At 60.7% G+C, this 16784-nt stretch carries 15 protein-coding genes and 1 pseudogene; 8 read left to right on the top strand and 8 right to left on the bottom strand.

Annotated elements, in window-relative coordinates:
- Position 1: 1 nt before the first annotated feature.
- Both rpsU and QZ571_RS12380 read left to right on the top strand, forming a co-directional pair.
- The gene (gene rpsU, locus QZ571_RS12385) at positions 2-208 is read left to right on the top strand and encodes a 30S ribosomal protein S21 (protein ID WP_010398727.1); all 207 of its coding nucleotides are present in this window, start codon (positions 2-4) and stop codon (positions 206-208) included.
- Positions 209-395: 187 nt separating this feature from the next.
- Positions 396-1844 (top strand): TrkH family potassium uptake protein, encoded by a 1449-nt coding sequence (locus QZ571_RS12380; protein ID WP_295535208.1) that lies wholly within the window; start codon positions 396-398, stop codon positions 1842-1844.
- 11 nt (positions 1845-1855) lie between these two features.
- Here QZ571_RS12380 and QZ571_RS12375 read toward each other — a convergent pair whose 3' ends face one another.
- Positions 1856-2320 carry an Lrp/AsnC family transcriptional regulator gene (locus QZ571_RS12375; RefSeq protein ID WP_295535205.1) on the bottom strand — a complete coding sequence of 155 codons (465 nt, stop codon included), beginning with the start codon at positions 2318-2320 and terminating at the stop codon, positions 1856-1858.
- Between the two features lie 144 nt (positions 2321-2464).
- Here QZ571_RS12375 and ald point away from each other — a divergent pair, with 144 nt between their 5' ends.
- Complete coding sequence (gene ald / locus QZ571_RS12370; protein ID WP_295535203.1) at positions 2465-3580, top strand: alanine dehydrogenase; 1116 nt, start codon at positions 2465-2467, stop codon at positions 3578-3580.
- Positions 3581-3646: 66 nt separating this feature from the next.
- Here the strand turns inward: ald and mscL are convergent, their stop codons facing one another.
- Positions 3647-4075 carry a large conductance mechanosensitive channel protein MscL gene (gene mscL / locus QZ571_RS12365; protein ID WP_295535201.1) on the bottom strand — a complete coding sequence of 143 codons (429 nt, stop codon included), beginning with the start codon at positions 4073-4075 and terminating at the stop codon, positions 3647-3649.
- 114 nt (positions 4076-4189) lie between these two features.
- Between mscL and QZ571_RS12360 the strand changes: the two are divergent.
- A pseudogene (locus QZ571_RS12360) lies at positions 4190-4884 on the top strand (glutathione S-transferase N-terminal domain-containing protein).
- Positions 4885-4913: 29 nt separating this feature from the next.
- Here the strand turns inward: QZ571_RS12360 and QZ571_RS12355 are convergent.
- The 3 genes from QZ571_RS12355 to QZ571_RS12345 form a co-directional block, all read right to left on the bottom strand.
- Positions 4914-5552 (bottom strand): hypothetical protein, encoded by a 639-nt coding sequence (locus QZ571_RS12355; protein WP_295535198.1) that lies wholly within the window; start codon positions 5550-5552, stop codon positions 4914-4916.
- A gap of 106 nt (positions 5553-5658) precedes the next feature.
- Entirely contained in the window at positions 5659-6450 is a 792-nt protein-coding gene (locus QZ571_RS12350; protein ID WP_295535196.1) for an inositol monophosphatase family protein, read from the bottom strand.
- Positions 6451-6529: 79 nt separating this feature from the next.
- The gene (locus tag QZ571_RS12345) at positions 6530-7435 is read right to left on the bottom strand and encodes a LysR family transcriptional regulator (RefSeq protein ID WP_295535194.1); all 906 of its coding nucleotides are present in this window, start codon (positions 7433-7435) and stop codon (positions 6530-6532) included.
- A 93-nt stretch (positions 7436-7528) separates the two neighbouring features.
- Here QZ571_RS12345 and metF point away from each other — a divergent pair, with 93 nt between their 5' ends.
- Both metF and QZ571_RS12335 read left to right on the top strand, forming a co-directional pair.
- Positions 7529-8395 carry a methylenetetrahydrofolate reductase [NAD(P)H] gene (gene metF, locus QZ571_RS12340; RefSeq protein WP_295535193.1) on the top strand — a complete coding sequence of 289 codons (867 nt, stop codon included), beginning with the start codon at positions 7529-7531 and terminating at the stop codon, positions 8393-8395.
- A gap of 144 nt (positions 8396-8539) precedes the next feature.
- The gene (locus QZ571_RS12335; protein WP_295535192.1) at positions 8540-9031 is read left to right on the top strand and encodes a PaaI family thioesterase; all 492 of its coding nucleotides are present in this window, start codon (positions 8540-8542) and stop codon (positions 9029-9031) included.
- Here QZ571_RS12335 and QZ571_RS12330 read toward each other — a convergent pair.
- Both QZ571_RS12330 and QZ571_RS12325 read right to left on the bottom strand, forming a co-directional pair.
- On the bottom strand, positions 8933-10102 hold the full coding sequence (locus QZ571_RS12330; protein WP_295535190.1) for a DUF2235 domain-containing protein: 1170 nt from the start codon (positions 10100-10102) through the stop codon (positions 8933-8935). The two genes, QZ571_RS12335 and QZ571_RS12330, sit on opposite strands and share 99 nt — an antisense overlap.
- A 123-nt stretch (positions 10103-10225) precedes the next feature.
- The gene (locus QZ571_RS12325; protein ID WP_295535189.1) at positions 10226-11371 is read right to left on the bottom strand and encodes a type III PLP-dependent enzyme; all 1146 of its coding nucleotides are present in this window, start codon (positions 11369-11371) and stop codon (positions 10226-10228) included.
- Positions 11372-11597: 226 nt separating this feature from the next.
- Here QZ571_RS12325 and QZ571_RS12320 point away from each other — a divergent pair, with 226 nt between their 5' ends.
- Both QZ571_RS12320 and QZ571_RS12315 read left to right on the top strand, forming a co-directional pair.
- Positions 11598-12029 carry an Lrp/AsnC family transcriptional regulator gene (locus QZ571_RS12320; protein ID WP_295535188.1) on the top strand — a complete coding sequence of 144 codons (432 nt, stop codon included), beginning with the start codon at positions 11598-11600 and terminating at the stop codon, positions 12027-12029.
- Positions 12030-12387: 358 nt separating this feature from the next.
- Entirely contained in the window at positions 12388-15522 is a 3135-nt protein-coding gene (locus tag QZ571_RS12315; protein WP_295535187.1) for a valine--tRNA ligase, read from the top strand.
- Between the two features lie 18 nt (positions 15523-15540).
- On the opposite strand, the gene QZ571_RS12310 is transcribed toward QZ571_RS12315, so the two are convergent.
- The coding region (locus QZ571_RS12310) for an MFS transporter (RefSeq protein ID WP_295535185.1) at positions 15541-16784 on the bottom strand (1244 nt) is incomplete at its 5' end.

Below are 16784 nucleotides of genomic sequence, written 5' to 3'. Positions count from 1 at the left end.
CATGCAGGTCAGCGTTCGCGACAACAACGTCGAACAGGCGCTTCGTGCTCTGAAGAAAAAACTTCAGCGCGAAGGTGTGTTTCGTGAAATGAAGCTCAAGCAACATTTCGAGAAGCCCTCCGTCAAAAAAGCGCGCGAAAAAGCCGAGGCTATTCGCCGTGCCCGGAAATTGGCACGCAAGAAGGCCCAGCGCGAAGGCGCGCTCTAAGCGCTCTACGCCGCTTGAAGCGTCTGAAAATGCTGGCGGGCTTGCCCGCGCTGATGACCCCCGTGGCCTCGCCGTCGGGGGTTTTTGGTTTTCTAAATGCGGCGCGACGATTTAACCTTGCCTAAATCGTCGCAGCGCCTACCCTTTCGCGACGCATTGGCACTCAAGGCTGGAACCGCTTTCAAACATGTCCGATGTCCGGCCCGTTACACATTTGCTTGGTCTGATCCTTGCGGCGCTGGGTGCGTCGATGCTGGTGCCGATGATGATCGACCTGCACGACGCCAACTTGAACTGGCAAGAATTCCTCGAAGCCGCGATCGAGACGATGCTGGTGGGCAGCCTTCTTGCAATGGCTTCCCATAGCGAAAGCGATGATGGGCTGACCACCCGGCAGGCCTATTTGCTGACCGCCGCGATCTGGCTCACCGTGCCCTGTTTTGCCGCGCTGCCCTTTATTGAGGGAGCGCCGCATGTGTCCTTCACCAATGCCTATTTCGAGGCATCCTCAGGCATCACGACGACTGGTTACACGGTCTTCACCGATCTTGATGAGCTGCCCCGTTCGGTCCTGCTGTGGCGTGCAATGCTGAACTGGTTCGGCGGGCTTGGTATCGCCTTTGTCGCGATGATCTTTCTGCCCGTACTGCGCATTGGCGGGATGCGCTATTTCCAGACCGAAGGCTTTGATACGCTGGGCAAGGTGATGCCGCGCGCGCGCGATATCGCGAAATCGCTGCTTTGGGTCTATGGCTCCCTCACCGTTATTTGCGCGGTCAGCTATAGCGCGACGGGGATGACACCGTTCGACGCGATTTGCTACGCGATGGCGACGCTTGCGACGGGCGGTTTTGGCACCCATGATTCCAGCTTTGCAGGCTTCCCCCCTGCCGCCCAATATGCCGGGACACTCTTCATGCTGGCCTCGGCGCTGCCCTTTATCCGCTATGTGCAACTGGGCCATGGCGACCTGCGCCCCTTTTGGGCAGACCCGCAGGTGCGCGCGTTTCTGCGCTGGTTCGCAATCGCCCTGGGAGCCTTGCTGATCTGGCGCTACCTGCATCGCCAAGGCTCTTTCGAGGACATCCTGCGCGATAGCAGTTTCAACCTGTCCTCGATCATCACGGGCACCGGGTTTGGCACCTCGGATGTGACCCATTGGGGCAGTTTTGGCGTGGTTCTGGTCTATTGGGTCGGGCTGATCGGCGGTTGCACGGGCTCCAGTTCGGGCGCGCTTTCGGTCTTTCGCTGGCAAGCGCTGGCGGCAGTGATCCGCACCTCGGTGCGCCGGTTGCACGCGCCCCATCGCGTCATCTTGCCCCGGCTTGGCGGCAAGGTTCTCGAAGAGGACGTGCTGTCCTCGCTGATCCTCTATTTCACCGGCTATATTCTGGCGCTTGGGGTGATTTCGGTCGGCATTTCGATGACCGGAGCCGATTTCATCTCGGCGCTATTCGCGACGTGGGGGGCGCTGGGAAATATCGGCTATGCGATCGGGCCGCTGACTGCCAGCAGCGGCACAATGGCCGCGTTTTCGACCACTGCGATCTGGTTGATGACGCTGGCGATGCTGTTGGGGCGTATCGGGATGCTGGCGATCCTTGTGCTGTTCCTGCCCAAATTCTGGCGCGACTAGTCAGATTGACGTCACACCGGCAACGCCGTCGTCCATTGCACGCATTTCAACGAGAAACTTGACTGAATTTGCATTACCCCGGGTAGACAGGCCAGTTTGGCACGATGCAGGCGCGCAAAATCTTCGGTATCTTTGGCCACGACCTTCAAAAGATAATCCGCAGCCCCCGCCATCAGGTGACACTCAAGCACTTCGGGCACTTTTTGCACCTCGTTCTCAAATGCGGCAAGGATTTCATCGGCCTGCCCCGACAGCTTGATCTCGACATAGATCACCGTCGTGCGCCCCATCTTGCGCGCATCTAAAAGCGCCACGTAATCGCGAATATAGCCCTCTTCCTCCAGCCGCTGGACACGCCTGTGACAGGCCGAGGGAGAGAGGTTCACCCGCTCGCTCAGATCGGCATTAGAGATTCGCCCAAGCTTTTGTAACACCGTCAAAAGTCGACGATCTGTCGCGTCCAATTTACCATCCATGCAAGTTCCTGCTGCCTTGACCCGCTTTCACCGAAGATACCGGCGCTTTAGCGATGTCACAATCACATATTGGCAAACCGATTTCGCGCAAGAAAACCCATAGTAAGGTCAGGACGCGACAGGACCATTGGAGGAGGAAACGCAATGAAAATCGGAACCGTGCGCGAGATCAAGTCACAGGAATACCGGGTCGGGCTGACGCCGGCTGCAGCGCATGAGGCGGTGGCACATGGCCACGCGGTTCTCGTCGAGGCCGGCGCAGGCGTGGGTGCGGGCTTTAGCGATGCCGATTATGAGGCAGCGGGTGCCAAGATTGCGCCCAGCGCCAAGGCGGTCTTTGAGGCGGCCGACATGATCGTGAAGGTCAAAGAGCCCCAGACGTCCGAGCGCGCGATGCTGCGCAAGGGCCAGATTCTGTTTACCTATCTGCATCTCGCCGCCGATGAGGCACAGGCGCGCGAATTGATGCAATCGGGCGCGACCTGCATCGCCTATGAAACCGTGACGGCCAAGGACGGCACGTTGCCCCTGCTCGCACCGATGTCGGAAGTGGCGGGGCGTCTTGCACCGCAAGTGGGCGCTTGGACCTTGCAAAAGGCCAATGGCGGGCGCGGCGTTTTGCTGGGTGGCGTTCCCGGCGTGGCCCCCGCCAAAGTTGTCGTGATCGGCGGTGGCGTGGTTGGCACGCAGGCTGCGCGTGTGGCGGCGGGAATGGGCGCGGATGTCACGGTGCTGGACCGCTCGTTGCCGCGCCTGCGCTATCTCGATGACACCTTCGCCGGGGTTTTCCGCACCGCCTATTCGTCAAAAGCCGAGACCGCTGCATTGGTCGCAGCGGCCGATCTGGTGATCGGCGCGGTGCTGATTCCGGGGGCGGCTGCGCCCAAACTGGTGACGCGCGACATGCTGAAAACGATGAAACCGGGGGCTGCGATTGTCGATGTGGCGATTGATCAGGGCGGTTGCGTGGAAACCTCGCATGCCACGACCCATGACGATCCGATCTATGAGGTCGAGGGTGTGATGCATTACTGCGTGGCCAATATGCCCGGTGCCGTTGCGCGCACGGCGACCTTGGCGCTGTCAAACGCGACGCAGCCCTTCATGTTGGCACTGGCCAACAAGGGCTGGCAGAAGGCCTGCACGGACGATTCCCACCTTGCGAACGGTCTGAACGTACATGAGGGACAGATCACCTATGCGGCGGTGGCCGAGGCGCTTGGCCTGCCATTGACCACGACAGAGTCCCTGCTGGCTTAAGCGCTATCGCGATACGAAAAGGCCCGGGTCACCCCGGGCCTTTTTTGCAAGCCGCGCAAAGTAGGCTTATTTTTTCAATGCGTCACGAATTTCAAGCAACACGTCCAGTTCGCTCGGTCCCGTCGGCACTTCGGGTGCAACGTCGTCGGGCTTTTCCGCGGCAGATTTAACGCGGTTCACCAGCTTCACCAACAGGAACACCACAAAGGCGATAATCAGGAAATTGATGATCGCCATGATAAACGAACCATAGGCGAAGACCGATGCGCCAGCCTCGCGTGCCGCCGCCAAAGCGGACCCGGCGGGAACGTCCCCTGCCAGCACGACGTATTTGTTGGAGAAATCGATGCCGCCTGTGAACAACCCGATAATCGGATTGATCAGATCGCCAACCAAAGATGTGACGATCGCAGTAAACGCGGCGCCAACGATAATACCAACCGCCATGTCCATGACATTGCCTTTGGCGATGAAATCCTTGAACTCTTGAATCATTCTCTGCCCCTTAGAGATAGCCCGAACGACTTTCGGGTGCGGGGATACTAACATAGTTTAACCTCGTGTGGCGAGATGTCGCGCCCAGCGTAAACAATAGGAGTCCTGCACGTCGTGTCTGACCTGTCAAAATTCCCGATTACCCGGCGTTGGCCTGCCAGCAATCCGCAGGTGCTCCAGCTATATTCGTTTCCCACACCCAATGGGGTGAAGGTTTCGATCATGCTTGAAGAGATCGGCCTTCCCTACGAGCCGCATCTGGTGAAATTCGCCACCTCAGATCAAATGAGCCCCGAGTTTCTCTCGCTCAATCCCAATAACAAAATCCCTGCCATCATTGATCCAAACGGGCCGGGCGGCACGCCATTGGCGCTGTTTGAAAGCGGCGCGATCCTGATTTATCTGGCCGAGAAAACGGGGCAGCTTTTGCCACAGGCGCGGCGTTATGAAGTGCTGCAATGGCTGATGTTTCAGATGGGTGGTATCGGCCCGATGTTTGGCCAGCTTGGCTATTTCCACGTCAGCACGGGCAAAGACATCGACGATCCGCGCCCCAAAGAGCACTACCGCGAAGAGGCCGCCCGCCTACTGGGCGTGCTTGACGGGGCGCTCGCGGGGCGCGACTGGATTGCGGGGGACTACACGATTGCCGATATCGCGATCGCCCCTTGGCTGCGCACCTTGCGCGACTTTTACAAAGTGGGTGCCATGACCGGGTGGGACGCGCTGCGCCATGTCCCCGCCTATCTGGATCGCTTTCTTGAGCGCCCGCAGTGCAGCGCGGATTGACGATTCCGGCACGCGACTAGGACCGCGCGCCAATCCTCGGTACCGCATCTTAGCTGCGAATGCGCCGAGCCCGCGCCCGCGCCACCAACCGGCCAGCAAGCCAAGCAGCACAATGCGTGGCCGGCATGGGCGCGACGGGCGAAATATCCAGCGCCTCTCCGGCAGAGACCTCATAGAGGCGTGCACGCGCTTGCGCACGCGCGGTCATCGCGATGTCATCGGGCGAGCAAGCCAACCCTTCGTGCACCAGATCAACGGCCTCATCTTGGGCGATATTGGGATTGAACGCAGCCTCAACCGCATCCGGGTTTTCAAGCCACGCCCTAAGCCGCGCATGCACCGCCGCAATCCGGGCGCGCGCGAGATCCCGTTGATCGGCCCGAAAGTCACATTCCAACGGCAAGGTCGCCACCAGTGACGCCCGCTCTTCGCGCAGATTTGCCGCCGCATCCCGCAACGCCACCGCCTCAGACGTGGCGGATTGCGTGGCATCCTTTTCACAGGCGGCAATCATTCCGTCCATCACAGTGATGCGGTTTTGCGCAATCATCTCAGCGGTTTCGGCGAAAGCAAGGTCGCGCGCAGCAAGGCGCAACTCATCCAGCGCCGCTTCGATCGGGTAGGCCCCACCGAATTCTGCACGCGACTGGTGTGGGCCAGCATCGGCCCAATAAAGATCTTGGAACATGGCAGCGTCCCTCCTATGGCAGCATTTGCACGCTGCCACGGGACGGTGAACAAGAAGTGAACAAAGCGCCAGAAATCAACCTAGAGACGATTGAACGTCTAAAATACTAGGCTTTTTCCGTCAGAACTTTTTTCAGCGGGTCGAACATTGCGTTATTCGCCGCAACCACCGAGCCCGATTCAAAGATCGTGCGGCCCTCGCGCAGGGACGACACAAAGCCGCCCGCCTCTTTCACCAGAATCAGCCCAGCGGCGATATCCCAGGAATTCAGCCCACGCTCCCAATAGCCCTCATAGCGCCCCGAGGCGACATAGGCCAAATCCAGCGCCGCTGCCCCCCAACGCCGCACACCGGCACATTGCGGCATCAGACGCGCAAGGTCTTGCAAGGTGGCAGGCAGGGTCGCTTTGCCGCCAAAAGGAACGCCGGTCGCAAAGATCGACTCGATCATTTTGTGACGCCCCGAAACGCGCAAGCGCGTCTCGTTCATGAACGCACCAAGCCCTTTTTCGGCGTAATACATCTCGTCTTTCGCAGCATCAAACACCACGCCCGCAATCACTTCGCCCTTATGCTCCAGCGCGATCGAAATGGCCCAATGGGGCAAGCCGTGCAGAAAATTCGTGGTGCCATCAAGCGGGTCGACAATCCAGCGACGGGTCGGGTCTTCGCCCTCTTCTTCGCCGGTTTCTTCGCCAACCCAGCCATAGGACGGACGCGCCGCGCGCAGGTCTTCCTTGATGATCGCTTCGGCCTCACGATCGGCTTTGGACACGAAGTCGCCCGGCCCTTTGGATGAGACCTGAAGGTTCTCTACCTCACGGAAGTCCTTGACCAGCGAGCGGCCTGCCTTGCGGGCGGCCTTGATCATCAGGTTGAGGTTTGCGCTGCCTTGCATCCGAAGAGCTCCTTGCGTTTCAAGCGGCTGCCTTACAAGGGTTGCGCACGGAATCCAAGAGCCCGCGCACCGCCCCCGGTCATGCGCGTTGCAATTTCACCGGCTCTGAGCGTGCCAAGCGCAGGAAATGAGACATGAAAGGCTGCGTCGCGTCCTCGACCCGCGTCGCAGCATAAAGGCGTTTGGTCAGCCCTTTCGCGGTAACCGGGCGGGTGATGTAGTCGGGCTGATACTTCACCTCGCGCAGCACCCAGTCGGGCAGCACCGACACCCCGCGCCCCGAGGCCACCAGCATCAAGATCACCGCCGTCAACTCGACCTTGCGATGCGCCTTGGGTTCGACATGCGCGGGCGTCAGCAATTGCGTGAAAATGTCGATGCGCGCGCGATCCACCGGGTAGGTGATCAGCGTCTGATCGGCGAAATCTTCGGCCTCGACAAAGGGCTTTGCCGCCAAGGGGCTATTGGCCGGGGCCACCAGCGTGGGCGCGTAATCAAACAGCGGGTTGAACTGCACGCCGGGGATCGTTTCGGGATCAGATGAGATCACCAGATCGACCTCTTCGCGCGCCAGTGCAGGCAAGGCGTTAAAGGCAAGACCGGGGCGGATATCGACGTCGATTTCGGGCCAGGCATGGCGAAACTGCTCCAGCACCGGAAAGAGCCAGTCGAAACAGGCGTGACATTCAATCGCAATGTGCAAGCGGCCCGCGCGGCCCGACCGCAGCGCGTCGAACTCGGCCTCGGTTGCGGCGATCTCGGGCAGGATGCGCTCGGCCAATCGCAGCAGCTTCATACCCGCCGCCGACAATTTCAGCGGCTTGGAGCGGCGCACGAATAGTTCGACCCCGGTTTGATCCTCCAGCCCCTTGATTTGGTGAGACAGCGCACTTTGTGTTATGTGCAACTGGTCCGCCGCCCGCGCGAGTCCGCCCGCATCGTGAATTGCCTTGATCGTGCGCAGGTGACGGAACTCGATGTGCATCTTGTTGTCAGGCTCATAACAATTTTGAATATTATGAGTTTGTCTCACAATGAGTGATCTGGCACAAGAGACCCAACGAAAAGGAACGCCGCCATGACCACGCCGAAAATCAGCTTTGAGTTCTTCCCACCGCAGACGCTGGATGCGTCCTTTCGGCTGTGGGAAACGGCGCAGCTTCTGGCGCCGCTGCAGCCTGAATTCGTCTCGGTCACCTATGGTGCGGGCGGCACGACGCGCAAATTGACCCATGAGGCCGTGGGCGCGATTCACAAGAATTACGGGCTGAATGTGGCCGCGCACTTGACCTGCGTTGAGGCAACGAAAGCCGAAACGATGGAGATCGTGAACGCCTATGCCGAGGTTGGCGTCACGGAAATCGTCGCCCTTCGTGGCGACCCGCCCAAAGGGTCGAACGGCTTCACGCCGCACCCCGATGGATTTGCCTCGTCGGTCGAGCTGATCGAGGCACTGGCCGAAGATGGTCGCTTTACGATCCGCGCGGGCGCCTATCCCGAACCCCACCCCGAGGCCACGGATTCGCTGGCCGATGTGCGCTGGCTCAAGCGCAAGGTCGAGGCGGGGGCCACCAGCGCCATCACGCAGTTCTTCTTTGAAGCAGACACGTTTTTCCGCTTTCGCGATGCCTGCGAGAAAGAGGGGATCGAGGCCAAGATCATCCCCGGCATCCTGCCGATCCAGTCGTGGAAAGGGGCTAAGAAATTCGCCCAAAGCTGTGGCACCTCGATCCCGGCTTGGGTCGAAGAGGCGTTTGAAGCCGCGACGCGCGATGATCGCGAACAGCTTTTGGCAACCGCGCTGTGCACCGAGCTTTGCGACAAGCTGATCGAGGGCGGCGTCGAGGATCTGCATTTCTACACGCTCAACCGCCCCACGCTGACGCGCGATGTGTGCCATGCTTTGGGCGTGACGCCCGAAACGGTTCTGGAAAACGTCGCCTGAAGGACCTTCGGCGAAAACCAAAACGGGGGGCCAAGCGCCCCCTTTTTTCATGCGCGCGCGCCTTGTGACGCTAGGAAAGTCACGCATGTCCTTGGCATTGCCAAAACGGACGCTAGCCTGTGGCGCATCTAACAGGAGACGCCAATGCCCGATCCCAAATATGCCGACGGCCCCGAGGATTTCCTCGCTCTTGACGAGGTTCTGAGCATATCGGGGCTCGACTACATCCGTAAGATGGCGGCGGGCGAAGTGCCCTCACCCACCGTGCAGAAACTGATGGCCTATAAGATCACGCAGGTCGAAGAAGGCCGCGTCGAGCTGCGTGGCACGCCCGGGCATCCGCAAACAAATGGCTATGGCGGCATTCATGGCGGCTGGTATGCAATGGTGCTCGACACCGCGATGACCTGCGCAGTGATCACCGGGCTGAAACTGGGCCAGACCCAGACCACGCTGGAATTCAAAGTCAATCTGATTGGGGCGATCAAGCCGGGCACCGAGGTGGTCGCGACGGGCACGCTTGATCACATCGGGCGCTCAACCGGAGTCGCGCGCGGCGAGATTCGGGGCGCTCAGGATGGGCGGCTCTACGCTACGGGCTCCGCCACCTGTTTCGTGATGACCCCCGGAGGCTGACGACGCGGGTGGCACGGCCGGTTTGGGGTACAGCAGACGCGGGCGCAAGATCGCGCGCCATCCCCCCGGCGGCGCAAGCGGCACCGATTCGTGCAAGCTCTCACTTGGATCACGACCCACGACGCGCGGTGCACGTAGCAACGAATATTTCCCCCAACCGCGCCAAGAACCAACCGAGGCGGCATTGGCATCGCGGGGAAAGTCGTCTTGCCAATCGGACGGCAGCGAGAGCCCCAGCGCCTCGGCCTTCTCCAGCATCCAGACCAGCGGGATATTGGCCAAAGGCCGCGAGTCTTCATAATGGCCAAGCTGGCCGCCGATATCGCCATGACAGCCGCGAAACCACACCTGTTCGATCCGCGAAGCCCCGGTGCCCTCACTGTCCCAGATCAGCGGCTCGAGCACGGACCGCGTTTCGTCCAGCGCCAACGCCTGATAGCCATGATGCACGCTTTGCCCCAGTAAATGGTCATGAAACTGCGCGCGCCGCTCGTTCCAAATCCAGAAAAACGGCAAGCGCACGCCCAGCGCACTGACGGTGTCAAACGCACCCACCATTTCCAGCCGCACCGAGGGGTGACACAGCCCATCGCGAAAACCATGCAGGATTGGCGCAGGCGTTGCCCCCTCATAGTGACGCCACGCCATCTGCGTATTGCGTTCAATCGCGGCCTCGGCGCGCAACAGCCCGACACGTTCAATCATTCCCGCCAGCGAGCGCGCCGCAAAAGCCCCGCGCGAATAGCCGATCAGGAAAATCCGATCGCCGGGATGATAGCGCATCGCCAGCCAGCCATAGGCGCGCAGAATCTGGCGGTTCACGCCCCAACCGAACCACACATCTGATGTGTCATGCCATTCGCGCCATTGCAGCCCACGCCCGTAATAGACCGACGCTTTGGGCGCGGCGCGGCGCAAAAACCGATAGATAATTCCGATCGACGTCAACCGATCCGACCGCAAGCTGCCCAAGGTGCCATCCAGCAGCACAACATGATCGACCGGCGCGCGCCCCCGCATGGCTGAGCGCGCCTCGGGGCTGGCCCGGTCGTGACGTCGGAAAACCGACATCAACCTGTCAAACAACCCGCGCAAATCGCCCTCCCCGAAGACAAACGAAAAACCTTGCCCCACAGAGTGTAAGGCAAGGTTGGTTAATTTTCATTGCCTTTGTCAGGGCGCTTGCGTGATCGCTTAGAAATTGAGGCTCAGCGCCGTCACCACTTCAAGCTGACCAAAGCCGTTAAAGCGGGTGTTGGTCGCGCTCGAATACGCGCCCATGCCTTGGAAGACGACGAAATCGCCCTCTGCCAGATCCATCGGCAACGCCATTTCGCCGGGCAGCCGGTCCACCGAGTCACAGGTCGGGCCAAACACCACACGCGGCTGCCCCGCCTCGCGCCGGAACTGCCCCTCGGGCGAGATCACCTGCACGCGGTCGATGATCCCGATCAGCGGCAGCTCCGCCAATCCGCCATACACGCCATCATTAAGAAACACATGCGCCCCGTCGCGCACCGCTTTGACGCGCGTGACATGCACAAAGGCATCGCCCACCAGGCCACGACCGGGCTCACAGACAAGTGCCGGACGCACCGCCCCAAAGGCCTCGTCGCGCACCCGTGCAATCAACGCGAAGATTTCTTCGAGAACCGGTGCCGGCCCTTGCAAGCGGTGGTTCGGGAACCCGCCCCCCACATTGAGACGCGCAATTTGAACGCCCGCATTGCCAGCGATCTCGGCGGCGGCGCGGATATAGGCATCCCATGCCTTCGGATCGGTGCATTGCGTGCCCGGGTGGAAGGTCAGCGAGGGAATGAACCCGGCCGCCGCAGCACGTGAGAGCAGCACAGCAGCCAGCTCTGCGGTCGCGCCGAATTTCGCCCCGAAATTATACGCAGCACCCGAGACCGGCAGCTTGAAGCGCACGGAAATCTCGCAGCCCTCGGCAGGGACCATCTCGATCAGTTTTTCCAGTTCCGAGATCGAATCCACCGACCAGGTTTTCACATTCATCTTCACGGCAAAGGCGATCTCGTCCCGCCCGCGCACGGGGTTGTGGTAATGCAGCGCTGCGGTCGGTGCGAGGCGACGGATCATCGCGATCTCGGCGGGGCTGGCGACATCAAAGCCGCGGATACCCGCTGCAACCAGATTCTCGATCACCATCTCGTCGGGATTCGATTTCACGGCATAGGTCACCAGACCCGGAAAGCCGCCCAGAAACCGCCGCGCGGTCGCTTGCAGCACGGTCGGTGCAAACACCAGCACCGGATGATCCGGCAGCTTGGTGCGAATAACTTCTACGGGGTTTGCCCAGATTGTCTTCGACAGTCCCATCGGCTTGCTCCTTGCCAAATGAGTGGCAGCCACCTCTTGCCCCGAGCGGGTTGGGAGAGCGCTTACGCGTTTCAACCAGTCCGCAGGCAAGGTACGTATGAGCCGCCCTTTTCCTGTCCGTCTATAGTCCGCGATATGCGGCACGTTTTCACCAGTTAAAAGAACAAATTAGTTGCGAAACTCCGTTACAATGACGAAAGTGCCGGTCAAATTGTAAGGTGATGCCATGGATGAGCTCGATCAGAAGATTCTCGGCCTGCTTTCAGCCGATGCCAGGATCTCCCTCGCAACGATGGCGCGCCGGCTACGGGTCGCGCGCTCGACGGTGCAGACGCGGCTGGAGCGGCTGGAAACCAACGGGATGATTGCAGGCTACACGGTCAAACTGGGTGAGGAAGCCAAAGCCGCACGCCTGCGCGCGACTGTCTTGCTTGAAATCGATTTGCGGGTTCAGGCCGCGATTTTGCAAAAACTGCGCACCCTGCCCGAGATCGAACGGATCGTCACCTCGTCCGGGCGCATCGACCTGATGCTGCAAATCGCGGCGAACTCGACACCTCAGCTTGATAAAGTGCTTGACGTGATCGGCGAGATTCCGGGCGTCAAAGACTCCGAAAGCTTGATCCATCTGACGACGAAACTCGACCGCGCCGTCTAGGACGCCGCCCTGAGGGGGCTCTGCCCCAACTGACAAAGCCAAGTCTTTGTCAGTCCCCCGGGATATTTCCAGAATTTGGAAAGGAAAGGCGCGCCCGACTCGAACCGCAGAGGGGCGGGTAAGCCGGGCGCTTTCCAAATTCGCGGCCATCGGCGTCCCCGCCTGTCCCGCATAACCTGATTGGCCCGATTCTGGTTAAGGGTGCGTTACCAGCTTCCAAATTCCTGAAATATCCCGGGGGAGCCTGCGCAGCAGGCGGGGGCAGCGCCCCCTTCGGGCCGCCCTTGCAAACTGCGAAGGGTTTTCCTTGCCGCGCGCGCGCGCTACACAACGCTCAAGCCAGCAAGGATGCCATGACATGACAATGGACAAAACTTTTGACGCCGCCGCCGCCGAGCCGCGGATCTATGCGAAATGGGAAGAGATGGGGGCGTTCAAAGCGGGCGCAAACGCCTCGCGCGAGGAAACATTCTGCGTGATGATCCCGCCGCCCAATGTCACCGGGGCGCTTCATGTCGGGCACGCCTTTAACAACACGGTGCAGGACATCCTCGTGCGCTGGCACCGGATGCGCGGCTTCGACACGCTCTGGCAGCCGGGTCAGGACCATGCGGGCATCGCGACCCAGCTGATGGTTGAAAAAGAACTTGCCAAGACCCAGCAGCCCAAGCGCACCGAACTGGGGCGTGAAAAATTCCTCGAGAAGGTCTGGGATTGGAAAGGCCAATACGGCTCGACCATCGTTAACCAGCTTAAGCGGCTGGGCTCTAGCGCGGATTGGTCGCGCAACGCGTTCACGATGGCAGGCGCGCCGGGCGATCCGCGCACCGGCCATGAGAACAGCCCCAATTTCCATGATGCCGTCATCAAGGTCTTCGTGGATATGTATGAAAAGGGCCTGATCTATCGCGGCAAGCGGCTGGTCAACTGGGACCCTCATTTCGAAACCGCGATCTCCGATCTTGAGGTCGAGAATATCGAAGTTGCGGGCCATATGTGGCACTTCAAATATCCGCTCGCTGGCGGTGAGACCTACACTTACGTCGAGAAAGACGAGCACGGGAATATCGTCGTGCAGGAAGAGCGCGATTATATTTCCATCGCGACCACGCGCCCCGAAACCATGCTGGGCGATGGCGCGGTGGCGGTGCATCCCTCAGATACGCGCTATGCGCCGATCGTGGGCAAGCTGTGTGAAATTCCGGTCGGCCCCAAGGAACACCGTCGCCTGATTCCGATCATCACCGATCAATATCCGGACAAGGATTTCGGATCGGGTGCGGTGAAAATCACCGGCGCGCATGATTTCAACGACTACCAGGTCGCCAAGCGCAATGGCATCCCGATGTATCGCCTGATGGATACCAAAGGCGCGATGCGCGATGATGGGTTGCCTTACGAAGACTGCGCCGCGCGTGCGATGGAGATCTCGAAAGGCGCGGATTTCACCGAGACCGAGATCGACAGCCTCAACCTTGTGCCCGACGCCTTGCGCGGCCTTGATCGTTTTGAGGCCCGCAAAGCCGTGATCGCGCAGATCACCGATGAGGGGCTGGCGGTGATGATCCCCGGCGAGCCTGACGATTCCGATGGTAAGGTTTGCTTTGATGGCGGCATGGTGCCGCTGGTCGAGGCCAAGCCGATCATGCAGCCTTTCGGCGATCGCTCGAAAGTCGTGATCGAGCCGATGCTGACCGATCAGTGGTTCGTGGATGCCGAAAAGATCGTCGGGCGCGCGCTGGATGCGGTGCGTAATGGCGACACGGTGATCCTGCCCGAGGCGGGCGAGAAGACCTATTACCACTGGCTGGAAAACATTGAGCCGTGGTGCATTTCGCGCCAGCTGTGGTGGGGGCATCAAATCCCGGTCTGGTATGGCCTTGACCTTGAAGCGCCCGATTTCCGCGATGACGAGGGCGATGGCACCCTTGATCTGGTCGAAATGGGTCGGCTGCTGGTAGAAACCAAGATGGTCCATCAGGGCGATGTGCATCACTGCGCGCCCGAATTCGGCGGGGTCGTTGCGCAGTTCAAGGCGGGCATCGCGGGTCTACCCACGCCGCTCAACGCTGCGCGCGTGATCGAAGTGGCCGACCGTCACGCCGCTGTTGAGGCGCTGGCCGCGAGCCTTGCCAATTACGAGATGTCCGAGGACCCGACGCAGCTGATCTACCCGATCTGGCGCGACGCGGATGTGCTCGATACCTGGTTCAGCTCGGGGCTGTGGCCGATCGGCACTTTGGGATGGCCGGAAGAGACGCCCGAATTGGCGAAGTATTTCCCGACCGACGTGTTGGTCACCGGCTTTGACATCCTGTTCTTCTGGGTCGCCCGGATGATGATGATGCAGCTTGCCGTGACCGATCAGGTGCCGTTCCACACGGTCTATCTGCACCAGCTCGTGCGCGACGAGAAGGGCAAGAAGATGTCCAAGACCACGGGCAATGTGATTGACCCGCTGGAGATCATCGACGCGTACGGTGCGGATGCGCTGCGCTTTACCAATACCGCGATGGCGGCGCTTGGCGGCGTGCTGAAACTCAGCGAAGAGCGCATCAAAGGCTATCGCAACTTTGGCACCAAGATCTGGAACGCCACCCGCTTTGCCGAGATGAACGGCGTCTTTGAGGGCCCGGTTGTCAGCGCGATCCCGCAGCCAAAGCATACCGTGAACCGCTGGATCATCGGCGAAACTGCGAAAGTGCGCGAGTTGGTCGATGACTCCTTTGCCAACTATCGCTTTAACGATGCGGCGCTGGGGCTCTATGGCTTTGTCTGGGGCAAGGTGTGCGACTGGTATGTCGAGTTTGCCAAGCCGCTGTTTGATGGCGAATATGCCGAGGAAACGCGCGAAACGATGCGTTGGGTACTCGATCAGTGCTACATCCAGTTGCACCCGATTATGCCCTTCATCACCGAAGAGCTGTGGGATTTGACCGCGCCGCAGGGTGATCGTGCCAAGATGCTAGTGCATGCCGATTGGCCCACCTATACCGCCGCCGATCTGGTTGATCCGGCTGCGGATCGCGAGATGAACTGGGTGATCGATCTGATCGAGGCAATCCGGTCTTCGCGCACGCAGATGGGGGTTCCGGTGGGGCTGAAACTGCCGATGGTTCTGGCGCAGGCGGATGACGCCGCACGCGCAGCGCTGGCCAATAACGAGGCGCTGATTTTCCGCATCGCGCGGGTCGACAGCATCACCGAGGCCGCGATCCCGAAAGGGGCGATCTCGATCCCGGCTCAGGGCGCGTTGTTCGGCCTGCCGCTGGAAGGGGTGATCGACATCGGCGCGGAAAAGGCCCGTCTGGAAAAGGCTTTGGGCAAGATGGAAAAGGATATCGGCGGGTTGAAAGGCCGGCTGAACAATCCGAAATTCATCGAGAATGCCGACCCCGAGGTCGTGGTCGAGACCCGCGAGAACCTCGCGCGGGCCGAGGAAGAGGCCGACAAAGTGCGCGGCGCTGTCACCCGCCTTGCAGAGCTTGGCTAAACAAAACGGGGCGGGCGCCTAGCCCGCCTCTTTCATCGTGAACGCCACCCTCGAGGCGATCATGCAGATCACCGCATACGCGATCAGCACCGCCTCTGGCCCCATCATCGCCACAGCGGAACTGACCGCGCCAAACCCCAGCAGCATCACACCCACCGTCGTGTTGGACACCGCCGTATAGGCGGCGCGATTGTCCTTGGGGGCCATATCAACCAGATAGGTGGACCGCCCCAGCCGCACACCTTGATAGCCAATCATCAGCCCAAACAGCGTGATCGGCGCAGCCCAAATCGTGCTCATCAGATCGGCCTGATCCAGCCCGATCCCCAGCGCCAGAAACACCGCCGCGACCATCCCGGTGAAAATCAGCACTTTGCGTGAAGACCGATCCGCCAACCGCCCCCAAATATAGGAGCTCGTCAGCGAGGCCAGCGCCGATGCCAGCACCATCGCCCCGAGCGCGCCAAAACGATTATCGCCCGCCTGCGCGGCGAGCAGCACGATATAGGGCGGGGCAAGCGCTGTGGGCAGCAACAGCGTGCGCGCAATCACGAATTTCCCCAGATCACGGTCCTGCCACAACAGCGCCAATTCGTGCCAGCCCACGCCTTTTCCCGGCTCGCCCGGCTGGTCCTCTTCTCGCAAGGTCGAGAACACCGCTGCCGCCGCGCCCCAAAGCAGCGCTGCAAAAGAAATCGCCCCGATCACAAGGTTCATCCGCCCCAAAATGCCGGTGATCAAGATCACCGCAAACAGGATCACCCCCGCTGCGGAAATCGTCGTGGCGATCCCGGTCGTGGTGCCGCGACGCGTGCGATCCACCGTCTTGCCCAGCACGTCCTTATAGCTCACCGATGAGATCGAGCGCGCTATCGCCAGCACAGCCAGCGCCGCCAGTATCGCCAGACCCGCGCCCATGCCCTGCATCGTGATCGCGATGCCCACGATGGCCGCCGCCGCCAGCCCCTGAAACAGACTGCCCGCCGCCCAAGCCCATTTGCGCTGCGGCATCCGGCGGATACGCGGTGCGGTGAACAGTTGGGGCAGCAGCGAGCCGGCCTCTCGGATCGGCACCAACCAAGACACCAGCGAGGCGGGCGCGCCAACCGCCTGCATCAGCCAGCTTAGCACCAGCTTCGGGTCGATCAGCCCATCGGCCAGTTTGGTCATCGACAGCGAGGCGACATGGCGCAGGAAGTTCGCAGGCTCGGCGCGGCTCGCCTGATCGCTTAGCTCTTTGGGGGTGCCGCTTTTGTCGCCTG

Origin of the sequence: uncultured Thioclava sp., assembly GCF_913064665.1 — a bacterium.
Lineage (GTDB): Bacteria > Pseudomonadota > Alphaproteobacteria > Rhodobacterales > Rhodobacteraceae > Thioclava > Thioclava arctica.
This window is presented reverse-complemented; position numbering and strand designations above follow the sequence as displayed.